General features: G+C 36.0%; 21 protein-coding genes. 5 read left to right on the forward strand and 16 right to left on the reverse strand.

Annotated features, from left to right (window positions below):
• Positions 1-6: 6 nt before the first annotated feature.
• From BM121_RS00940 to BM121_RS00985, 10 genes are all read right to left on the reverse strand, one after another.
• Positions 7-1404: an MDR family MFS transporter gene (locus tag BM121_RS00940; protein WP_091479793.1), complete on the reverse strand. Its 1398-nt coding sequence runs from the start codon at positions 1402-1404 to the stop codon at positions 7-9.
• Between the two features lie 315 nt (positions 1405-1719).
• Entirely contained in the window at positions 1720-2403 is a 684-nt protein-coding gene (gene mecA / locus BM121_RS00945) for an adaptor protein MecA (RefSeq protein ID WP_091479797.1), read from the reverse strand.
• A 608-nt stretch (positions 2404-3011) separates the two neighbouring features.
• Positions 3012-3407, reverse strand: coding sequence for a transcriptional regulator SpxA (gene spxA / locus BM121_RS00950; protein WP_018933337.1), 396 nt, complete (start codon positions 3405-3407; stop codon positions 3012-3014).
• A 223-nt stretch (positions 3408-3630) separates the two neighbouring features.
• Complete coding sequence (locus tag BM121_RS00955; RefSeq protein WP_091479800.1) at positions 3631-4233, reverse strand: GNAT family N-acetyltransferase; 603 nt, start codon at positions 4231-4233, stop codon at positions 3631-3633.
• Between the two features lie 121 nt (positions 4234-4354).
• A complete protein-coding gene (locus BM121_RS00960) occupies positions 4355-5575 on the reverse strand; it encodes a putative glycoside hydrolase (protein WP_091479804.1) in 1221 nt (406 codons plus the stop codon).
• 633 nt (positions 5576-6208) lie between these two features.
• The gene (locus tag BM121_RS00965; protein ID WP_091479807.1) at positions 6209-7129 is read right to left on the reverse strand and encodes an ABC transporter ATP-binding protein; all 921 of its coding nucleotides are present in this window, start codon (positions 7127-7129) and stop codon (positions 6209-6211) included.
• Entirely contained in the window at positions 7126-8175 is a 1050-nt protein-coding gene (locus BM121_RS00970) for an ABC transporter ATP-binding protein (RefSeq protein WP_091479811.1), read from the reverse strand. The genes BM121_RS00965 and BM121_RS00970 overlap by 4 nt, the downstream gene beginning before the upstream one ends.
• Positions 8176-8186: 11 nt before the next feature.
• Complete coding sequence (gene opp3C, locus BM121_RS00975) at positions 8187-9335, reverse strand: oligopeptide ABC transporter permease (RefSeq protein ID WP_091479815.1); 1149 nt, start codon at positions 9333-9335, stop codon at positions 8187-8189.
• On the reverse strand, positions 9335-10267 hold the full coding sequence (gene opp3b, locus BM121_RS00980) for an oligopeptide ABC transporter permease (RefSeq protein ID WP_091479821.1): 933 nt from the start codon (positions 10265-10267) through the stop codon (positions 9335-9337). The genes opp3C and opp3b overlap by 1 nt, the downstream gene beginning before the upstream one ends.
• Positions 10268-10373: 106 nt before the next feature.
• Positions 10374-12023 (reverse strand): peptide ABC transporter substrate-binding protein, encoded by a 1650-nt coding sequence (locus BM121_RS00985; RefSeq protein ID WP_091479824.1) that lies wholly within the window; start codon positions 12021-12023, stop codon positions 10374-10376.
• A 272-nt stretch (positions 12024-12295) separates the two neighbouring features.
• Between BM121_RS00985 and BM121_RS00990 the strand changes: the two genes are divergently transcribed.
• Entirely contained in the window at positions 12296-12661 is a 366-nt protein-coding gene (locus tag BM121_RS00990) for a DUF3899 domain-containing protein (protein ID WP_091479828.1), read from the forward strand.
• Between the two features lie 130 nt (positions 12662-12791).
• Here BM121_RS00990 and BM121_RS00995 read toward each other — a convergent pair whose 3' ends face one another.
• Entirely contained in the window at positions 12792-14270 is a 1479-nt protein-coding gene (locus tag BM121_RS00995; RefSeq protein ID WP_091479831.1) for an aldehyde dehydrogenase family protein, read from the reverse strand.
• A gap of 337 nt (positions 14271-14607) precedes the next feature.
• Here BM121_RS00995 and trpS point away from each other — a divergent pair, with 337 nt between their 5' ends.
• The gene (gene trpS, locus BM121_RS01000) at positions 14608-15606 is read left to right on the forward strand and encodes a tryptophan--tRNA ligase (protein WP_091479834.1); all 999 of its coding nucleotides are present in this window, start codon (positions 14608-14610) and stop codon (positions 15604-15606) included.
• A 219-nt stretch (positions 15607-15825) separates the two neighbouring features.
• On the opposite strand, the gene BM121_RS01005 is transcribed toward trpS, so the two are convergent.
• The 4 genes from BM121_RS01005 to BM121_RS01020 all read right to left on the reverse strand — a co-directional run bounded on the left by BM121_RS01005 (position 15826) and on the right by BM121_RS01020 (position 19435).
• A complete protein-coding gene (locus BM121_RS01005) occupies positions 15826-16584 on the reverse strand; it encodes a DUF3603 family protein (RefSeq protein ID WP_091479838.1) in 759 nt (252 codons plus the stop codon).
• 77 nt (positions 16585-16661) lie between these two features.
• Positions 16662-16895: a YuzI family membrane protein gene (locus BM121_RS22760; protein ID WP_483866633.1), complete on the reverse strand. Its 234-nt coding sequence runs from the start codon at positions 16893-16895 to the stop codon at positions 16662-16664.
• Positions 16896-17241: 346 nt separating this feature from the next.
• On the reverse strand, positions 17242-18480 hold the full coding sequence (fabF, locus tag BM121_RS01015; protein WP_091479845.1) for a beta-ketoacyl-ACP synthase II: 1239 nt from the start codon (positions 18478-18480) through the stop codon (positions 17242-17244).
• Between the two features lie 19 nt (positions 18481-18499).
• Positions 18500-19435 carry a beta-ketoacyl-ACP synthase III gene (locus BM121_RS01020; protein ID WP_091479848.1) on the reverse strand — a complete coding sequence of 312 codons (936 nt, stop codon included), beginning with the start codon at positions 19433-19435 and terminating at the stop codon, positions 18500-18502.
• 237 nt (positions 19436-19672) lie between these two features.
• Here BM121_RS01020 and BM121_RS01025 point away from each other — a divergent pair, with 237 nt between their 5' ends.
• Positions 19673-19852, forward strand: coding sequence for a hypothetical protein (locus tag BM121_RS01025; RefSeq protein ID WP_091479850.1), 180 nt, complete (start codon positions 19673-19675; stop codon positions 19850-19852).
• A gap of 19 nt (positions 19853-19871) precedes the next feature.
• Here BM121_RS01025 and BM121_RS01030 read toward each other — a convergent pair whose 3' ends face one another.
• Complete coding sequence (locus BM121_RS01030) at positions 19872-20843, reverse strand: BMP family ABC transporter substrate-binding protein (protein ID WP_091479853.1); 972 nt, start codon at positions 20841-20843, stop codon at positions 19872-19874.
• Between the two features lie 278 nt (positions 20844-21121).
• Here BM121_RS01030 and BM121_RS01035 point away from each other — a divergent pair, with 278 nt between their 5' ends.
• A complete protein-coding gene (locus tag BM121_RS01035) occupies positions 21122-21298 on the forward strand; it encodes a DUF2929 family protein (RefSeq protein ID WP_091479857.1) in 177 nt (58 codons plus the stop codon).
• 97 nt (positions 21299-21395) lie between these two features.
• On the forward strand, positions 21396-22211 hold the full coding sequence (locus BM121_RS01040; protein WP_091481217.1) for an undecaprenyl-diphosphate phosphatase: 816 nt from the start codon (positions 21396-21398) through the stop codon (positions 22209-22211).
• Positions 22212-22253: the final 42 nt, after the last annotated feature.

Genomic DNA, 22253 nt, shown 5'->3' on the forward strand with positions numbered 1-22253 from the left:
CCTGCATTATTCTACAACTTTTTTTGGTATAGAATTTTTGATGAAGAAAGCTAAAATAAAGCCTCCTATTGAAATAATACCAGCAACCATAAACGAAACATTGGCACCATGGATCATCCCTGCCAACCCATCTGTCGGGATTGCTTGGTTCATCATAACAGAAACAAGTAATGCCGTACCAAGTGCGCCTGCCATTTGACGCATTGTATTATTCATAGCTGTTCCATGAGGGATAACATCGTTTGGCAATTGATTCAATCCGGCAGTAGTTACTGGCATCATCACCATCGAAATACTAAACATTCTGGCTGCATTCACAGTTGCAATGTAAGTAAAGGTTGTCTCTGTTGTGAGAATAGCCAGTAAGAAAGTTGTGACCGATAATATTCCTAATCCAAATACGGCTAGCCATTTTCCACCAAAACGGTCGAATAAGCGTCCAGTAATTGGATTCATTATTCCCATTAAAACGGCACCAGGTAATAGTGCTAAACCTGATTCCAAAGCAGTAAATCCTAGATAATCCTGCATCATGATCGGTAAAATAATTGCTCCACCAATCATTGCTAAAAAGGATATCATTCCGATAACTGTGGTCAAACTAAACATACTATACTTAAATATACGGAATTCCAGAATTGGTTTTTCCAATTGGAACTGACGACGAATAAAGAGATATAAAGTTACTGCACCTACAATTAATGGAATTAGTACCATTCCACTTAACCAGCCATGATTAACATCCCCGGCCATACTAAATCCATATAGAATACCACCGAAACCTAACGTTGACAAAATAATGGAGATCGTATCTACTTTCGGGAAAGTCTGCTTTGTTACATTGACTAAAATCTTATTTGCAACGATCAAATCAATAATAGCTATTGGTAAAACGACATAGAACAAACTTCTCCATGGAAAAGTTTCAACTAACCAACCTGATAATGTTGGTCCAATTGCCGGGGCAAATGCAATGACCATTCCAAATAGACCCATTGCCGTTCCACGCTTTTCAACTGGAAATATCAAAAACATAATTGTCTGCATTAACGGCATCATAATACCCGCACCAGCAGCTTGTAAAACTCTCCCTGCCATTAACACAGAAAAGCCTGGAGCAACTGCAGCTATCAAGGTACCAACAGCGAAACTTCCCATCGCTGTTAAAAATAACGCTCTTGTTGTAAAGCGTTCAATCAAAAATGCTGTTACAGGGATCATAATCCCGTTCACAAGCATAAAAATCGATTGTAACCACTGTGCAGTAGCCGCATCGATTTCTAAATCTTTCATAATATGAGGTAATGCTGTTCCTAGTAATGTTTGATTTAAAATTGCGACAAATGCACCGGACATTAAAATAATCATTAAGGGTGTACGTTTTATCTCTATATCGTTGTTCATACTCTTCCTTCTTTCTATTTTTTAAGATAACAGGGTATATCATAACATAATTTATTTCGGTATACGAAATAAATGCAACTTTTTTTAAAAAGTTTTTATTCCATTTTACTCACTAGTCTTAGACATTTAACAATACGTTTCTTATTATGTACGGAATAACTCATTATATATTTTCATGTCGCATGAAAACTTTTCCAGAATACGGGCATAATAAAACTGCGAAAAGATACTCTCTTTCCACAGCTAATTGTAGGTTTATTTTTTAGTAGTTGAACTAAACAAAAGAAAAAACTAAGCATCATGACAGACACTTAGCTAACGTGTAAAATGTTCACAAACTTGTTCCAGTGCATCTTCTTCAAAGATTGCTTTACCGTATTCTTCTACTACAAACACAGTTAGCGTCGATTCCTGACCAAATTCTAAAATTTGACTAATTAAATCTTCTTGCTCATCATCCGTCAAATAATCTTCATCAAATCGAGTAATTAACATGTATTGATTGTCGTAGTAATATAACTCATCTCTCATTCCTGTGGACGGTTCAAAAACATGACTTAATTGAATAATATCTTCTAATTCTTTAAAGGTTACCACCACAACAAAATCCTGACCATATTGTTGTTCCATTTCCGGCATTTCTTTGTCTGTTGGGCCGAATTTCTCCTCTAGAAGTGATTCAATCTTATCATCAACTGGCATATCAATTGTTTTCCCAGACTCTGTTGGCAATTGCAAGTTTTGACCATCTTTAGAAATCTGTGCTTTTGTTACCACAATTTCCAAACCTTTTTCGAGAGCTTGCACTTGAATCCATAATGGGCCATCAATTTGGAAGTCTTCTTCGTTATAATTGACTTCATCCATTACTTGCCAAAAAAGTTGTTCACTCTTTTCACGATTATACCAAATTTCTTCTCGATCAAAGCCACGGTCTTCGATGTCCATATAAGAGATGTAAAATTTTATTGTATTTTCGTTAATTCTTTCTATTTCCATCCTGTAACTCTCCCTTCTTGATAAGTGATTGGGTTGGAAGGGATCAATGTGTTCATCTATCTAAACCCTTATTAATACATATACCCTTTGGTCATCCTATCTAACTTAAAAGGATGTTACCTCTATTGTATGATAATTACTACTTATTTGAAAACATAAAAACCTAAAAAAAATAAATTGGACTTGATAACTCTGTATTAACTATAGATTGTAGCTTATTATACCCTATTTGTCACTAGTTAATTGCTTCAATTTGTGAAAAAGCAGATTACAATTTCTTCACAACTCCATTAAAATCATACATATTACTAATTGAATGAAATGATACCTCTTTTTAAGAAAAGCTTAGTGCGCCCGTTTAGAAACTGGAGCGAATCAACTGAGATAAAAAAGCACGCGGTGAGCTAACGAGCCGATAATGACTCTCGCCCTAGAGCATAAGGGCGACTAGGCCTCTGTTTTCACCAGTCAGCATGTCTACTTTAACGTAGGGCGATTCGTGAAGTCGTCTAGTTTCTGACGTTCAGAGCTAGACAACCGAGCAACTTTTATACTTTCTTGTCTTTTTAACAAAAAAGCAGATCTCAAAATAAGATCTGCTTTTCCTTTTAGTTTACCATTCTTTGTGCTTCTCTTAGTTGGAAAGTACGAACTGTACGTGGCAAAAAGCGACGAATTTCATCTTCGTTGTAACCAACTTGTAGTCTTTTCTCATCTAGAATAATTGGTCTTCTCAATAAACCAGGATTATCTTGAATCAATTGAAATAAATCTTTCAACGGCAGCTGATCCAAGTTTACATTTAATTTCTGGAATACTTTTGAACGAGTTGAAATGATCTCATCTGTTCCGTCTTCCGTCATTCTTAAAATTTCTTTAATTTCATCAAGCGTTAATGGTTCCGAGAAAATATTGCGCTCTGTAAATGGAATATCGTGTTCCTCTAACCATGCTTTCGCTTTACGACATGATGTACAACTTGGCGAGGTATAAAGTGTTACCATGTAACTTCACTCCTCAAAATGAATTAATTTATTATTTTTTAGATGCTTTTCACTTACACCTTTTATTACTTTAAAATGAGTTTAATCTATCATCTATGTACAAAGTATACTATATCTTGTAGTGGAATGATAGGGGGTTATGTTTTTTTCTTCACTTTTTACATAACTTTGTCTTATCAAGAGTATTCCCTTCCAATTCATCCCTAAACACCGTTTCAAAACTTTATTTATTTTTTTCCTCATGTTGTTTATCCAAAGCTTCAAAAATATCATCTGCTTCTCGATCATCGTTATAGGTTAACACTTCATCGACAGGCTGATAGGCTTTTCCATAAATCTCTTCATCCTTATACGTATGAATATCTTCATACATCCATTTCATTTGCTTATAAATCTCTTCTTCATTTTCTCCGGTTGGTGACCAATACAAAATTTCTAATGAATTAGTTTCATCTGTTGCTAAAGACTTTCTTGTATAACCAATGGAAACCGCATGTTTAAAACCTTCGCGCTGGTAGAAGCGTAATCTCTTTGTTGAATCACTATCTTGGTAATCATATGGTTCGACTTCCAAAATAATGGGCTTATTTTTGGTCTTGAGCTTTTCCATAAGCTGATGACCGATTCCCTGTCCCCGTGCTTGGGTCGATACATAGACATAATCAATAAAAAGAAAAGTAGGGAACTCAGCATACATTAATACGTGATGAGGTCCTTCATCTTTATAATAAACATCTCCTTTTTCTTTTAATAGTAATTCCATATGTTGTTTGGATTTCATTTCCTCTACAGGGAAATATTGATTTAATTTCTCGAACCAGTTCATATCTAATCTCCCCTTTTATAAAGATCATTCCAGTTTACGTAGAATCACTCTCATTATACCCTTTTTTGTTGGAAATACTCTTCATTTACTATTCAACAAAAAAGACCTCACATTCGCGCTGCTAATCTAATGGTGTATAATCTACACCTTCAGTATATGAGTTTCCAGCATTCCAAATTAGAAATTCGTCGATACCATTTTCATTTAAAGCTTTTATCTGTGCTTCCACTTCTTCTACCCCATACTGGAATGTTGAACCACTATAGAGCCACGGTGCTTCGAAATCTTGGATCCATGGTCTGGATACTGGTGGATTGTCTAATGCACCTAATACTTCATTTTCCACTTTGGCATATTCATCTACTAACCGATAAGGTTCTTTATCAGGAAAATCAATGTCGAAATATGGTGTCCAATGACTAGGATAAATCATCGATGAAATGACATCGACATTATCTGCAATTTTTGAAAAGTTTTGTCCAATACCTGGTGTTTCTTCAAGTGTTGCTGCATAGCCGAAAATATCTACTGACACATCTACATTATAATGTGCTAACTCTTCCCTTCCATAAGCAACGAAATCTGTCACAGCTTTTACTCTTTTTTTAATGTCATTCAGTTCAACATCTTCATAGTCACCTAGATCATATTCTAATTCTTTATCACGTTTTTCAAACCCTTCTGGAAAACGAACATAATCAAATTGAATTTCTTTAAAACCAAGCTCTGCTGCCCTTTTGGCGATATCAAGGTTATATTCCCATACTTCTTTTTGGAATGGACTTACAAAGGATTCACCTTTACCATTTGTCCAAACTTTACCATCTTTTGTGAAAGATAAGTCTGGTCTAGCTTCAGCTAAGGCCGTATCTTTAAAAACAACAATACGAGCTATTGGATAAACTCCCTTTTCTTCAAGTTTTTTCAACACTTTTTTTGGATCTTTCATGAAATTTTGAGCAACGCCTTCATATGGTAACTCTTCCTCAGGCTCATACGTAAGATGTCCATTATCATCTTTAATATCGATTACCATTGAATTCAAATCTGTTGAATCCATAAGATCCAATAATGTTTCGAAACGGCTACCTCCAGCAGAATGGCCGGTTACATATATTCCCCGTACAGCATCTGGATATTCAAATTGTAAATCAGATACAAACGAAAATCGCGCTAATGCTTCAGGTAATTCATGTATTAACAAATCTGCTTCCTTCTTTTCATGGACTTGCGCATGGAGCACTGCTTCTTTCTCTTCCTCAGCGCTTACTGTTGTTGTGATTGCAACTAACATAAGCATTGCAATCATCATGCTGACTGACCATTTTATGTACGTACGCATATACCATCAAACTCCTACAACTAAAATTATGTATAAACCTATTATATAGAATTTCTGTCCGTTTTTGTTAATATTCGTTGAAATTTTTTTAAAAAATGGAAAATTAGTTCATTCATCTCATTTATTCGAACGTTCTCTTTAATTTGCAGGTGTAAATACCTAAACTCATCCATCTATATACTGATATTTACTCACCGCTATGGTGTTTATTATGGACTAGCAATCACACAAAAAAATTCTACAAGAACACCCTTATCTGAGAGCTCTCCTTGTATACTGCCAACATAGAACGAGTATCTAAATCCAGTTCGTCTTCGATCATTAAATAAATCTTCACTCATCACTTGATCTAACCATTTCTGGTGTTTCTCATTCTCCATTAAACGGATTTGATTTTTATCATGATTTTTGTGACAAATCTCTAGCCTTCTCTTAAGATTTGTCAGTTATATCTGGTTTTGTGACAAATCTTTAACCTTTCTCTTGGGATTTGTCAGTTATATCTGGTTTTGTGACAAATCTTTAGCCTTTCTCTTAAGATTTGTCAGTTATATCTGGTTTTATAACAAATCCCCTGATTTTCTTTCTTACCTAATAATAAAAACTCTTACCCAAAAGGATAAGAGTTTTTTTCTATTTATCTTGATATGCTTTATATTCTTCTTCAGTACATAATACCCAGTGTCCTGGTTTTACTTCTCTAAATTCTGCGTCCTCCGTATCATGTTGTGTTGGATCATATATTGTTCGCTCACGGGTACGCTCAAAATCCGGATCAGGTAACGGGATTGCTGATAAGAGAGAGTTTGTATAAGGGTGTAATGGATTTTTGTATAACTCCTCACTATCCGCAAGTTCTACTATCTTTCCAAAATACATGACCGCAATACGATCACTAATATATTTCACCATCGAAAGATCGTGCGCAATGAAAAGATATGTCAACCCATGCTCTTCTTGTAGTTCTTTCATTAAGTTGACTACCTGTGCTTGAATAGATACATCCAAAGCAGAAATCGGTTCGTCGGCAATAATAAACTCCGGATCAACTGCTAATGCTCTCGCAATACCAATACGTTGACGTTGACCACCACTAAATTCATGTGGATAGCGAGTCGCATGCTCTTTATTTAAACCAACTGTTTCTAATAGTGCTTCCACTCGTTCCATTTTTTCCGTTTCACTCTTAATCAATCCATGAATCTGTATACCCTCTAGAATGATCTCTTTTACCGTCATCCTTGGATTTAACGATGCATATGGATCTTGGAAAATCATCTGCATTTGGCGGTTGAATTTTTTTAAATCTTTTTTGGACTTAGTTCCGTGAACATCGATACCATTAAATGTCACTTCACCACTCGTCGCATCATATAAACGTATGATCGTTCTTCCAGTCGTCGATTTTCCACATCCGGACTCACCAACTAAACCAAACGTTTCACCACGATAAATGTCAAAGCTGATACCATCTACTGCTTTAACAACACTCTTTCTCCCTGTCTGGAAATGCTGTTTTAAATTTTTGACTTCTAATATTTTTTCTTTATTCATGATCGGTTCTCCTCCCCAGCAGAGATATTACCTTTCATTCGCTTCTTCACCGCTTCTGGTGGTTCCACTTTAGGTGCATCATCATGTAATAACCATGTTGCAGCATAATGCGTATCCGAAACCTTAAACAATGGCGGCTCTTCTTCTAAGTCAATTTGCATGGCATATTCATTACGGGCAGCGAATGCGTCTCCTTTTGGAGGATTCATTAAATCAGGTGGCGTACCAGGTATTGCAATTAATTTTTCATCATTACCATCTACTGTTGGCATAGAGCCAAGTAATCCCCATGTATAAGGATGTTTCGGATTATAGAAAATATCATCCACTGTACCAACCTCAACTATTTTACCAGCATACATCACCGCTACACGATCCGCTACGTTAGCTACTACTCCTAAATCATGCGTAATAAAAATGATCGATGTATCCATTTTCTTTTGAATATCCTTCATTAATTCTAAAATTTGCGCTTGAATAGTTACATCAAGTGCTGTTGTCGGTTCATCCGCAATCAACACTTTCGGATTACAAGCAAGTGCAATGGCAACAACAACACGTTGTCTCATACCACCAGAAAATTGGTGGGGATATTGATCAATTCTTTTGGTAGAGTCAGGAATACCTACTAAGTCCAGCAGTTCAATGGCACGATTGCGAGCCTCTTTTTTTGATAATTTCTGATGTAATATTAAACCTTCCATAATCTGTTTTCCAATTTTCATCGTTGGATTTAAGGATGTCATCGGATCTTGGAAGATCATCGACATGTCCTTACCACGTATTTTTTGCATTTCTTTATTGGAAAGCTTTGTTAGATCTTTTCCATCGAAAAGAATTTCACCTTTGGGAATGTGACCTGCTGGTTTCGCAACAAGCCCCATCAACGCTTTAGTTGTTACGGATTTACCGGAACCGGATTCCCCAACAATTGCTAGTGTTTCTCCTTTTTTCAGTGCGAAATCCACTCCTCTTACCGCTTGAACAGTACCTCCATACGTATCAAACGATACATGTAAATTACGAACATCTAAAATTGGATCCATCTTCCTCCACCTCACTTTCTCATCTTCGGATCTAATGCGTCTCGTAATCCGTCCGCTAATATATTAAAGCCAATCATTAATAAGGAAATAATTACAGCAGGGAAAAGTAACATATAAGGGTACACCCTATAATCATCAAAAGCTGTATCAATTAATGTACCTAAAGAAGCATATGGTGGTTGTAAACCAAGACCAATAAAACTTAAAAATGCTTCAAAGAAAATCGCACTGGGTATCGTAAACATGGTATTTATAATAATCACACTAGTAACATTTGGAATTAGATGTTTCATCAAAATTCGCTTATCACTTGAACCTAACGATCGAGCAGCCAATATAAATTCTTGATTTTTTAACTTCAACACCTGTCCACGTACTATTCTAGCCATGCCAATCCAGCCTGTAATAGTTAGTGCTATCGTGATAGCTATGATTCCTGGGTTTAACAACATAATCATTAATATAACTACTACTAAATTTGGAATACCGGATAATACTTCAATAATTCGTTGCATAATATTATCTGTACGGCCACCGTAATAACCTGAAATTCCACCATATAATACACCGATAACCATATCAATCATAGCCGCGAGAAAACCTATATATAATGAAATCTGTGTACCTTTCCAGATTCTAGTCCATAGATCTCGCCCCATGCTATCTGTACCAAACCAGAAGTGTTCATTATCATATCCTTTTGCAGCATATACATCTACTTCCATAGCTACTGTATAATAACCATTTTCACTTTCATCAGGAGTTAAAACAACTTCCGTGTTTTGAATATATTGTTCTTCAATTTCATAGCCTTCTAAACCTCGATCTATTGCATCTTGTTCAGAACTACCTTCTACCTCATAGGTTTGCATGCCATCTAATCCCAGCCATTCCATACCTTGCACCTTAGGTGGTAAATAAGCGGCGTCATAATCTGCGTCATCGAATGTGTAATCATTTAATAACGGACCGAGGAATGCAATGAGAATAATAAAAGCTAAAACGACTAATCCAGAAATAGCCCCTTTATTTTTACCGAGTCGTAACCATGCATCCTTCCAATAAGAGAGTTGAGGACGTGACAGTTTTTCGCTATCATCACCTTTTAAATGGACTTGCTTAAATTTTTCTGGATCGTATTGTTTATTCTTATCGTCCATTAGTCCTTCCCTCCCGTTATTCGAATTCTTGGATCAATTAAACCGTATAATAAATCAACAATTAAAATGATAACGATGAACATTACTGAAAAAAGCATCGATGTTCCCATGATAACAGGGTAATCATTCGTATTTATCGAACGGACAAATTGTTCCCCAATTCCCGGTACGGCGAAAATTTGTTCAATTACTAACGTACCAGTCATTAAACTAACAGTCATTGGACCTAAAACTGTAATGACGGGAATCACTGCATTTCGTAAAGCATGTTTGAACATTATCGTATTGTTTGAAACACCTTTCGCTCGTGCCAATTCAATATAATCAGACCCTAATACTTCGAGCATTTCTGATCGCATAAAACGTGCACAGATTGCCATTGGGAAAATCATTAATGCAATAGTTGGTAATACGGTATAAATTGGCCCCTCCCAGAAAGATACTGGAAATAGCCTCCATTGCACTGCAAAATAATATTGAAGTAGACCTGCAAACACAAAAGATGGAATTGATATACCAATTACAGCTAACACGTTTGAAGTATAGTCCCACCAAGTATTATGTCTAATTGCTGCCGTCATACCTAAAATAATCCCCAAAATAGAACCTATAATCAGCGCTTGTGCACCTAAATGAGCCGATGGACCCAATCTAGTAAGTATAATGTCTGTTACATTTCTATTATCATATTGAAAAGACACGCCTAAATCTCCTTGGACCATCCCAGCCATATACTTCGCATACTGAACAGGTACTGGTTCATCCAGGCCATATTTCTCCATTAATAGTTGTTCTTGAGCTTCTGTCATTTTGCCACCAAGGTCGTTGAATGGAGAACCTGGTAACAATTTCATAAGAAAAAAAGTAGCAGTTGCTATAATAAACAATGTAATTACCATATAAATAATACGTTGAAAAATATATTTAACCATATCTTCCACCTCCTATATACATTTATTTATATAAAGCGAAAAGAGAGTATAGCGATTATCCCCATCGATAACTATACTCCCCTCTCGCCTATACAGTTATAATGTTCTATTCAATATCAACATATTTGTAACTGTAGTTATTTCCATAAGGGTTAAATTGATCTAAACCTTTCACATTTCCCTTAAATAATACGGACGTTTTACGTTGCATAATTGGAGAAATCACTGCGTCTTCTAGTGCAATTTCTTCAGCTTCTCGCATCGCTTCAAATCTGGCAACAGGATCATTAGCCAATTCACCTTTAACAGATTCTACAATTTCGTCATATTCTTCGCTGGAGTAGCCAACATCATTGTTTTCTCCATCTGTTATCCATAGGTCAACGAATGAGATAGGATCAATATAATCAGGACCCCAGCCAGATACAGCTAAATCATATTCTTTATCACGCATAAGTTCCAACTGACGTGACCATGGTACATTGTTTGCTTCAATCGTTAAACCTTCTAAATTAGTTTCAAGTTCTGTTTTCATGAATTCACTAATATTTTTCGCGACATCATCATCTTTACTTAAGAAAGTTAATGTAATTTCGTCAAAATCTAACTCTTCTTTTGCAGTTGCCCAATATTCTTGTGCTGCTTCCACATCATAACTTAATACATCACTTCCTGTTTGGAAGTCTTCACCTGTTTCAGGATGCTCTGCAAAATTTGCTGGAACAAAGAAATCTACTGGTACAGAGTCGTTACCATAGTTTACATCTACATATGATTGTTTATCAAATGCTTTTGCTAACGCTTTTCTGAAGTTTTCATTTTGCATGTATTCACTGTTTTCAACAGATTCCTGATTCATTTTCAACCAGAATATACTTGACTCCGTTAATGAATGATAATCCGGGCTTGTTTGATTATCACTTACTTGTGAACCGGATAATAAAACTCGGTCTAATTCCCCGACATCATAGTTAGAAAGCCGTGTATCTGCGTCTTTGATAACTTTAACAGAAATACCATCTAATGCTACATTTTCCGCATCCCAATAACTTTCATTTTTCTCAACTGTCCAACCTTCTTCTGTGTTCCATTCTGTCATTGTAAATGGACCATTTGACATAATGTTATCAGGTGATAAAGAAAAATCATCGCCTTGTTCTTCCACAAACTCTTGATGGGCAGGTAAGAAGTTTGCATTTGTTACATAAGAATCAAAATATGCAATCGGTGTTTCAAGTTCTACCACAAATGTGTGATCATCTTGTGCACTTACTCCTAACTCTTCCGGTTCCATCTCTCCAGCAAAAATTTCCTCTGAATGTTTAATTTTTCCGCTCATTAAATAATTACCATAGAATGAACCATTATCTGGATTATTTGCACGTTGCCAACCATAAACAAAATCTTGTGCAGTTACTGGATCACCATTCTCCCATTCCGCATCTTCGCGTAAATGGAATGTATATGTTAAACCATCTTCACTCACTTCAGTTTCTTCCATTTTTGCAATACCAGAAACAATTTCTCCTCCCGGTGCTTGACGATATAATCCTTCATAGACAGTATCAATCCATTGTGTCGATACATTATCTTCTGTCATGATTGGATCCATTGTCGGAATATCTGATCTTTCCGCTATATTTAAAATCTTTTCCTCATCTTCTGCTTCTGTGCTATCGCTTCCACTAGAGCATGCTGCTAAAACTAAACCTAAAAATATCGCTACTACTAACAATAACCATTTGTTATGTCTCATTTAATGATACCCCCTGTTATTTTTATTTCGAAATAAAGACAAAACTTATATTAGGTATTATACATATAATTTTCACACAATTCACTAAATTTTTCGTCATATTTCTACAATAAGCTATATTTACAGTAATCCTTAGCATTAAATTGATTCTTTATCCCTATTCCTTTTTGCTTATTCTGAATATTGGGTATTTTCTGTAAATTCGGATAGTTCTGACAATTGCTATTATAGTATGATTATTTCATAATAGCAAAGAAAGGAGTAACAAAATAATGATAAAATGGACCATTCATTTAGCCTTAATTATTGTACATTGCTTAGTCTTTCTACTATTTAACTTATTATTTACAAAAAATGCGTCATTACTTGATTATATCAATATCACTTTTTATATGGGGGCATTTTATTTAACGATAGGACTCTTACTTTACGTCATATCTAAAAAATTCTTTGATATAACAGCTCTAAGCTTTAGAAAAGTGTTTGCAAAAGTAAACAAGCAGAAAAAATGGCAGAGTAACTTTGAAGAATACCAATTACCTTCTGATAGAGTTAATACTAATTGGGTTAATTTCTTTTCTATTCAAGGAGGGGCTCTTCTTGCGATTATGTTTATATTGTTAATATTATATTATTAGACTTAAAAAAGTATGTTATATTCTATTAAATCATAGTATAGAAAAGGCCTTGGATTTAATCCAAGGCCTTTTCTATTAGTGTTATAGCTGAAGCTTCCTTCTTTTATTAAACAAAATGATACATAACCGTTTATTCAGGAATATAAGGTAAATCTAGATTTTCAGGAACGTTAATTACATGGGTATCGGTGTAAGCAAGAATTCCTTCCTTGCCGTATTCACGCCCCACTCCAGATTGTTTCACACCACCAAATGGGAAACGTACGTCAAGTCCTTGAATGGCAGCTGTATTAATCATGGTAGTACCAGCCTGTATATGCTTCGCGATCTCTATGGCATGCTCTTCTTTTCCCCATACAGAACTAGTTAGGCCAAAAATGCTGTCATTGGCAAGTTCAATGGCGTGTTGATCATTCTCAAAAGGTAAAATAGGGACTGTTGGTCCAAACTGTTCTTTCACAACAATTGGGTCATTCTGATCTGCTCCTAAAACGACTGTAGGCTGCATGAAATAACCTTCTTCAAATAAATCTTGATCAAGTATCTTACCTAATTTAACTACTTTAGCACCCTTACCTTCAGCGTCATCGACTAAACTCTGCACATACTTTGCTTGTTTCTGATTATTAACAGGACCAACCGTAACATTTTCATCAAAAGGATCTCCAACCCTAATCCACTTGTTAGCTGCCTCCATATACTTTTCGACAAACTGATCATAAATGGATTTATCCACATAAATTCTTTTGGCAATCATACATATTTGTCCAGCCGTAAGAAAATTAGAAATAACCAAGCGTCTCATTGCCTTTTCATCATTTACATCAAAATCACGTAAAACAATAGCTGCATCGTTTCCGCCTAATTCTAATGTCATATGTTTGATGGTATCTGCTGCCGCCTTCATGATATGTTTCGCTGTGTCCGTCCCACCTGTAAAGGCTATCTTGGCTACTTTAGGATTGGATGTTAATTCAACACCAACTTCTGCTTCCCCATGGACCATGTTTAATACTCCAGGTGGAAATTCATCTGCAATTATTTCAATGACTTTACTAACAGCAAGTGGTGCTAAAGGACTTGGTTTCAAAACCATCGTGTTTCCTGTCAACAATGCTGGTGCCACCTTAATAGTGGAAAGTGAAATAGGATAATTCCAAGGTGTGATAGCAGATACAACACCGATCGCATCTTTTGCAATAATCGTCTTCCCATTATCGTGCGCTTGTACCTCATTTTTTAAAACTTCCGTTACGTTATCACATGCATATTCCATCCACATTAACGAAACACCAATTTCACCTTCTGAATCATAAAGTGCTTTTCCATGCTCACGTGATAACAATTCCGCAATCTCAGGCGTGTTATCTTTAATTTTCTGAATGGCACTTCTCATACGTTTAATCCGCTCTTCAATAGGCGTTTCTCTCCAAGTAGTAAAGGTATCGTGTGCTACGTCAATCGCCCTGATTGTATCTTCCACTGTATTAACTGGTGCATACCCAACAATTTCATCCGGATGTGTAGGATTTTCACGTGGTGCTTGTTTCTCAGCCTTATACTTTTCCCCATTTATAATGGCCTCTATTTTAATCAGGCTTTCAGACATAGAATGCTTCATCCTTTCTAGTGAAATTCTTATTTTACTATACCCTTCATTTGATAGGATAATGCATAGAAATTTAACTCAGAGCAATCTTTCAACTTTTCCCTACAAATGTTATTATTATAGGGAAAAATAAACCTAGTACGTCATTCTAATATCAAACTGCACGGTAAAAAGGATATACGTTAATGTGAGAAATTATGAACAACATGTGATAGAATCAATTAAGTTAAGTCAAAATAACGTAATATTTGCTGATGATGCAAAGAATAATTTCAGAAATAGAATTGCTTTTTTATAGTAAAAAAATATACATATAGATTTATTGAGGTGAAGAAAAGTGAAAACAATTTTTTCAGGTATTCAACCAAGCGGTAGTTTAACATTAGGGAATTATTTAGGTGCGATGAAGCATTTTGTGACATTACAAGAAGATAGTCAGTGTTATTTCTGTGTAGTAGACCAACATGCGATTACCGTACCACAAGACAGATTAAAATTACGCGAAAACATTAAGTCGCTTGCAGCGTTGTACATAGCTTCCGGAATTGATCCGGAAAAATCTGTGCTTTTTATACAATCAGAGGTGCCAGCACATACACAAGTGGGTTGGATGTTACAAACGATTAGTTACATAGGGGAACTCGAACGGATGACCCAATTCAAAGATAAATCCAAGGGTAAAGAAGCAGTATCTGCTGGTTTATTAACTTATCCACCGCTCATGGCAGCTGATATTTTGCTCTATAATACCGATGTTGTCCCTGTTGGAGAAGACCAAAAGCAACACTTGGAATTGACACGTGACTTAGCTCAACGGTTTAATCATCGCTATAATGACATTTTTACGGTTCCGGAAATTAGCATACCAAAAGTCGGTGCACGTATTATGTCATTACAAGAGCCAACGAAAAAAATGAGCAAGTCAGATGATAACCAGAAAGCTTCTATTTTTATGCTAGATACGGAAAAACAAATGGAAAAGAAAATTAAAAGTGCCGTGACAGACTCTGATGGTATTGTCACATATGATAAAGAAAATAAACCAGGGATCAGTAATTTATTAACCATTTATGCGAGTTGTACAGGAGAATCAATTGATGAATTGGTACAAAAATATGAAGGCAAAGGCTATGGCGAATTTAAACAAGACACCGCAAATGCAGTAATTGAGGCATTACGTCCGATCCAAGAACGTTATTACGAACTAATTGAATCAGATGAATTAGATGATCTGCTTGATCAAGGTGCTGATAAAGCCAACTTCACTGCTACTAAAATGTTACGTAAAGCGAAAAAAGCAATGGGGCTTGGACGAGTGAAGAAAAAGAAAAAATAATAAGAAAAGCGCAAAGCGCCCACTTAGAAACGTAGCGGCTTCAGAATCAACTGAGATAAAGGAATCACAGTGAGCATGTGACGCGATGATAACTTACGCCCAAAGGATAAGGGCGATTCGTTAGTCACCTAGTTTCGCGCATTCGCAGGCTAGACACCCACGTGAATTTTATGCTAACAAAAAACCTTGGAGGTAATAATACTCCAAGGTTTTTGCTTTTTAAAATCGTAATGATTTGGTTGAGTAAGGTTCGTGTTCTCGTTCCCATATATCTTCATAAAAAGCTTGCCCTTTAATAATTTGTTTACAAAAAATCTCATGTTTAATACTCCAACCAGTCACTAAATCCCGGTATAACTTTTCCCATGCCTCACTGAATGTCATTTTTTTAATCAAATGATATTGCTCTGGTGCCCATTCTGTTAACCAGTATCTAACTTCTTCAGAACAGCTAGCGACTTCTAATTGATCCAAAGCAATCATTAGTAATTGTTTTAATTGTCGCTCTCTTCTCGTTAGGCCGACCATATATTCTGGTGGTAATGATAAAATGTGAAATTCTTTATCCGAATGGGCAGGTATTGGATATGTCTTGGCAGCTCGTCCCTCAATCAGATCTAATACTAACCGCTCTTGACGAGGGATTAACCTGCTTTTTCGAATTGGTATATGATATCCCATCGTATCAAATGTTAATATCGATGAACCGTTCGTGATGACACAAGCATAATCGAGCTGTTGCCGTTCTTGATTTTTTCGAATATAGGCACGTTGATAAATCTGATCTAACATAGTTTGAGGTATGTCTTGCAAATCATTTTCAATGTATTGAAAGGTTTTGTCATCGATGAAGAGTATCGGTGCTTGATCTAGAATTTCAATACCATCTGACTTTCTCCATTCATGGAAAGGACTTACATTATAGCCGTTTTCTTCTCCTTCAAACCAATTGACCCATACATCATGTAAATACAGCATATGACGAACCCTCACTTTGACTAATCTGTTTATCAAACAGTATGACCAATACAAGATAATTTATTCTTTTATTGCTATTATTTAACAGAGAAAAGTGTCATCTTTTGAACAGATATTCCCATAAAAATAAGGCCAAGGAGGAAAAAATAACATTCCATTTTCGTTTGTACAATGACAAGATAATCAAAGAAAGACAATCCAGCTGGTATAAAATTTAAATAAAGAATAATCGAGACGCCACCCGAAATAGACAACCCAAACCCAATCAAAAAAAGCAACAAATAAATCACCACAACCCGCCCCTTAACCACTTTATACTCATTATATGTACAAGCCTCTAATCTATGACAATAGCACGTTTATTGACTGACTGTAAGTGAAATAGTTGATTCTTCGCAAATACAAAAAACCGGGCATAAACCGCCCGGTACATATACACTAGAAACAAACTGCGAACCAGTGAAAGTTTAGAAAAATGAGGCTTCCTCCCATTCTGATTAATGATAAGTGCTACTACATCGCTGCGGAAAAATACTCCCTTTCACCCAACTGCATAGAAAATACTTCAGCCTCCACACAAGAAAAAGACGCTTCTGCACAATGATATATATTCTTTATTTAAAAAAGAGGACAGTGGCTCTGTCCTCTTGATTGATATTATTGATATTTTTTGAATGCGAGTGTGACGTTATGACCACCGAAGCCTAGTGAGTTACTGATTGCGATATTGGTACCTTGATCAATTGCTTCATTTGGTACGTAGTTGAGATCACATACTTCGTCTGGAGTTTCATAGTTGATCGTTGGTGGTAAAATACCATCCTGAATTGCTTTGATACATGCGATCGACTCAATGGCACCAGCTGCTCCTAATAAATGTCCTGTCATTGATTTCGTTGAGGAAATATTCATCTTATAAGCATGGTCTTTGAAAACTGTTTTAATCGCTTGTGTTTCATAGGAATCATTGTACTCGGTACTCGTCCCATGTGCATTTACATAATCTACATCTTCTGGAGATAGTTCAGCAGTATCAAGTGCTTGCTGCATTGCACGTGCTGCTCCTTCTCCTTCTGGTGCTGGAGACGTAATATGATAAGCATCTCCTGACGCTCCATATCCAACAATTTCAGCATAAATCGTAGCACCACGTTTTTGAGCGGATTCTAATGATTCTAGGATTAAAATGCCTGCGCCTTCCCCCATAACAAATCCATCACGGTTTTTATCGAAAGGTCTACTAGCTATGTTTGGTTCATCATTAAAAGACAATGCTTTTGCTGACGAGAAACCTGCAAAAGCCATAGGTGTTAATGGTGCCTCTGCTCCACCTGTAATCATGTAATCAGCATCTCCACGTTCGATTACTTTATAAGCATCTCCGATTGAGTTTGCCCCTGATGCACAGGCAGTTACAGAACAGTTATTAATCCCTTTAGCACCTAGTTGAATCGATACCTGACCAGCTGCCATATCCGGAATTAGCATCGGTACGAAAAACGGACTAACACGACGATATCCTTTATCCATAAATTTTCTAAATTGTTGATCATATGTCGCCATACCACCAATACCAGAGCCAATCCATACTCCAACACGACTTGCAATTTCATCCGTTATGTCAAGGTTGGCGTCTTCTACCGCCATTTTAGCAGCACCTACTGCGTATTGTGTAAATAAATCCATTCGTTTACTTTCTTTTTTCTCCATGTATTCTGTTGGATCCCAATCTTTTACTTCCGCAGCCACTTTAGCAGGAAAATCGTCTTTATTGACCTTTGTCACATAGTCGATTCCTGAAGTACCAGATTTTAGATGATCCCAAAATTGAGCGATAGTATTTCCCAACGGTGTCACGGCGCCCATACCAGTAATAACCACTCGATTTTTACTCATATCGATTCCTCCCTTTTTTCTATTTTCCCCATTTTAATGCAACAGCGCCCCAGGTTAAGCCTCCACCGAAACCAACCAAGACAACTAAATTATTTTCCTGTATTTTACCGTTTTTTACTCCTTCAGATAAAGCAATAGGTATTGATGCTGCAGACGTATTACCATATTTATTAACGTTAACAGCCATGCGATCTTCTCCAATACCTAATCGCTGTCTAGCAGCTTCCATAATACGAATATTTGCTTGATGTGGAATTAAATAATCAACATCTTCTTTATCATAACCCGCTTTTTCCACGACATGAACTGATGATTCCGGCATTTGTCGTACAGCAAACTTAAATACTTCTCTTCCATTCATATAAATATAATCATCGTTTTGTGCTAAATGCTGTCCACCGCTGCCATCTGCACCTAACTCGAAGGATAGTACCCCTTTATCTTCACTTACAGGTCCCATTACTGCTGCACCTGCACCGTCACCGAATAGGACACATGTATTACGATCAGTCCAATCAGTGATTTTTGATAGTTTCTCAGCACCTACTATTAAGATATGCTTATATGCTCCTGTTTCGATAAATTGCTTTGCGGTGATCACACCATACATGAAACCTGCACATGCCGCACTAATATCCATTGCTGCAGCCTTCTTTGCGCCTAATTGATCTTGCAATTTGCAAGATACTGTTGGAAAAGGTTGATCTGGTGTAACTGTTGCGATAAGAATTAAATCCAGATCTTCTCCTCCAATTCCTGCTTCTTCTAACGCTTGTTCTGCTGCTTTATATGCTAAATCAGACGTATCTTCTTTGTCATGAGCAATTCTTCGCTCTTCAATTCCTGTTCTTGTACGAATCCATTCGTCACTTGTTTCAACAATTTGTTCCATATCTTTGTTTGTTAACACTTTTTCTGGCACGTAATGTCCTGTGCCTATGATGCCTGCTTGCATGTTTATCCTTCCTCTCAAAGGAATTATTATCAATTATTAAGACTTGGTACTAATTTTATAGCATGCGCTCATTTTTTTCAAGTTTATTTAAAGTCTGTCCACCCAAAGGAAAAATACTCGCTCCCTATGATAATAGAATATATAGCTTGATCCATCCATTTTTATATACTTTTAAAAAAGAAATGAACCCAAACATTCTAGTGGATTTTCCCATAAGATACTTTAGGAGGGATAGATATGGAAAAGCAAAATCGATTTGATGAGTTAATGTTGGGTAAGAAGCAAGAGGCAGAGCCGGAAGAAACAGAAGAAAAAGCCGAGAATTCATTTGATTTATTTCAAACAGTAGAATTATTAAATGACACCTATCAGAAATTATCTCCGCTTAAAAATATTTTTAAAAACATAAAAAAATAGCTGTCATTTTATACGACAGCTATTTTTTAGTTTGATGAGGTAATAAACCTGTTTCCTTATACTCTTCAACCAGTTCATTCAGATGATCAGTAAAATTCTCTGATAAATGCTCACTATACGGTCCCATTGTAATAACATCTTCTGCAAAACCGAAGTTGTAAATTCCGCCTTCTAGTTCCCCTTCTTGCAATTGCTCAATTGCATACACATATAATTTATCTATATGTTGGACCGTACTTGTTAATACAGACTGTCCACCAATAGTTTGCTGATCATTAACATACCCAATCGAATAGATACCTTCATTCATAGCAGACTCAATAATCGGAACACTATAAGCATCGCCAGCTGGATAAATGACATCCATATTTTGATCGAGCATTTTTTGATAATACTCCACTGCCAGATCCTTTTCATCCCAATCGTAAACATACTGTATATCAATGTCCACCTCATCATTTTGATAGAGAACGCCCTCATTAAAACCCTCTACCTCTGGCTGCCATTCATAGGCGGCAATGATACCTACATGATTTGTTTCGGTCATTTTACCTGCTACCATCCCTGCAAAAAATCCCATTGCTAACGAGTTAAAATTTAAACTAATTAAATTATCAGCTGAATAGCCACCATTTACATATATAAATTGGATATCAGGATAAGAAGATTGAAGCTGATTAAAAAAATCACCAAAGCTACTGCTATGGCCGATAATAACCTGTACTCCTTCATTTGCAAATTTCTCAACGGCCATATTTACTTGCTGTTGCGTCTGGACTCCTTCACGGAAATAAATATCCATATTAAATTCCTCTTGTATTTCCAGTAATCCCTTATATCCTTTATTGCCCCAATTTTGATCATGGATCGTGTTTTCAATTAACATCCCAACACGTTCTATTTTTTCACCACTTGCGTTGTAGTTACAGGCGGATAATACGGGAATAATTATTATAAAAGTAAAAATGAGCAAGATAATATATTTTTTCAATATCCGCACTCCTTAAAGAATGGCATAGACGAACAGACTTCCTTAGGACTATTTTATCGTTAACTTGTCATTCCGTAAACTAAGAAAACATTACAAATAGATTACAATTGTGCAGAAACCCTCACAAATTAGGATTCACAAAACGATCACAAATTTTCTTTTGCACAAGATTTTTGTTTATTTTATAAATAAAATTTGATAAACTATATATGTTGAAAAAAGTATACATAATTCATAATAAATTGTATGGCAGACATAATAGATAGAGAGGTGAAACGATGAAATATTTCGCAACTATTTTTTGGGCAATCATTATATTAACCGTTGTATCATACGTATTAACAAGTATGGGTGGTCAAGATTTTAATTTTGCTTCTGCGATTTCCATTGCAGCTATTTTTAGTATCGGTGCAATCATTCTAGGTGATGGCATCTTAAAAGAAGAAGGAGAATAACATAGAAGAAATCACTTCCGTTTTAACCGATAACCCTTGTCAACAAAAAGTGACAGGGGTTATCTTTATGGAAGACAGATTAGGGGGGATACATAAAATGGGAGATATATTGACATTAATCAAATATTTGTTTCTCGGATTAGTACAAGGTTTCACAGAGCCAATTCCCATTTCATCTAGTGGGCACTTATTATTATTACAGGATATATTCAATGTAGGAATTGAAAACTTATCGTTTGAAGTTTTAGTCAATTTTGGTTCCTTAATCGCTGTACTAATGATTTACTGGAAGGATATTGTCCATATAGCTAAAAACGGGATTAACTACATCATTACCAAAGATAAAACCTATCATAATGATTTTATGTTTATCATTTATCTGGTTGTCGCCACTATCCCTGCGGCAGTAATCGGATTGCTGTTTGAAGACTATATTGAAGCAACCTTTGTCGGCAGAGCAAAAATGGTTGGGATTACTTTGATTGTTACCGGTATTGCCCTATGGATTATTCGAAACTTACGTGGAAACAAAAATGATGGTGCTTTGACAATGAAAGATGCGATTATCGTAGGGTTGGCTCAATCTGTTGCTTTATTACCTGGGATTAGCCGTTCTGGTGCAACCATTGTAGCTGCAATGTTATTAGGAATGAAACAGGAAACAGCTTTACGTTTTTCATTCTTGCTATTTATACCTGTAAGTGTTGGTACCATGATATTGTCTGTTGATGAAGTGGTGAATGATCCAAATTTTAATACACTTTGGATTCCATATATGATTGCCTTTATCGCAGCCATCATCGCTACTTATTATTCCTTACGCTGGTTTATGAATGTTATGGTTAAAGGTAATTTGAAATATTTCGCCTTCTATTGCTTTATTGTAGGTATTATTGCCTTTATCCTTCTATAATAAGTGACACACGATAAAAGCAGCAATCTAAAAAAGCGCCTT

This window comes from Gracilibacillus orientalis (assembly GCF_900114645.1).
Taxonomy (GTDB): Bacteria; Bacillota; Bacilli; order Bacillales; family Amphibacillaceae; genus Gracilibacillus; species Gracilibacillus orientalis.

Excerpts from the sequence above, each read along its gene's own strand:
- BM121_RS00940 (WP_091479793.1), bottom strand. The coding sequence starts at position 1,404 with ATGAACAACGATATAGAGATAAAACGTACACCCTTAATGATTATTTTA.
- mecA (WP_091479797.1), bottom strand. The coding sequence starts at position 2,403 with ATGGAAATAGAAAGAATTAACGAAAATACAATAAAATTTTACATCTCT.
- spxA (WP_018933337.1), bottom strand. The coding sequence starts at position 3,407 with ATGGTAACACTTTATACCTCGCCAAGTTGTACATCATGTCGTAAAGCG.
- BM121_RS00955 (WP_091479800.1), bottom strand. The coding sequence starts at position 4,233 with ATGAACTGGTTCGAGAAATTAAATCAATATTTCCCTGTAGAGGAAATG.
- BM121_RS00960 (WP_091479804.1), bottom strand. The coding sequence starts at position 5,575 with ATGCGTACGTACATAAAATGGTCAGTCAGCATGATGATTGCAATGCTT.
- BM121_RS00965 (WP_091479807.1), bottom strand. The coding sequence starts at position 7,129 with ATGAATAAAGAAAAAATATTAGAAGTCAAAAATTTAAAACAGCATTTC.
- BM121_RS00970 (WP_091479811.1), bottom strand. The coding sequence starts at position 8,175 with ATGGATCCAATTTTAGATGTTCGTAATTTACATGTATCGTTTGATACG.
- opp3C (WP_091479815.1), bottom strand. The coding sequence starts at position 9,335 with ATGGACGATAAGAATAAACAATACGATCCAGAAAAATTTAAGCAAGTC.
- opp3b (WP_091479821.1), bottom strand. The coding sequence starts at position 10,267 with ATGGTTAAATATATTTTTCAACGTATTATTTATATGGTAATTACATTG.
- BM121_RS00985 (WP_091479824.1), bottom strand. The coding sequence starts at position 12,023 with ATGAGACATAACAAATGGTTATTGTTAGTAGTAGCGATATTTTTAGGT.
- BM121_RS00990 (WP_091479828.1), top strand. The coding sequence starts at position 12,296 with ATGATAAAATGGACCATTCATTTAGCCTTAATTATTGTACATTGCTTA.
- BM121_RS00995 (WP_091479831.1), bottom strand. The coding sequence starts at position 14,270 with ATGTCTGAAAGCCTGATTAAAATAGAGGCCATTATAAATGGGGAAAAG.
- BM121_RS01005 (WP_091479838.1), bottom strand. The coding sequence starts at position 16,584 with ATGCTGTATTTACATGATGTATGGGTCAATTGGTTTGAAGGAGAAGAA.
- fabF (WP_091479845.1), bottom strand. The coding sequence starts at position 18,480 with ATGAGTAAAAATCGAGTGGTTATTACTGGTATGGGCGCCGTGACACCG.
- BM121_RS01020 (WP_091479848.1), bottom strand. The coding sequence starts at position 19,435 with ATGCAAGCAGGCATCATAGGCACAGGACATTACGTGCCAGAAAAAGTG.
- BM121_RS01025 (WP_091479850.1), top strand. The coding sequence starts at position 19,673 with ATGGAAAAGCAAAATCGATTTGATGAGTTAATGTTGGGTAAGAAGCAA.
- BM121_RS01035 (WP_091479857.1), top strand. The coding sequence starts at position 21,122 with ATGAAATATTTCGCAACTATTTTTTGGGCAATCATTATATTAACCGTT.
- BM121_RS01040 (WP_091481217.1), top strand. The coding sequence starts at position 21,396 with ATGGGAGATATATTGACATTAATCAAATATTTGTTTCTCGGATTAGTA.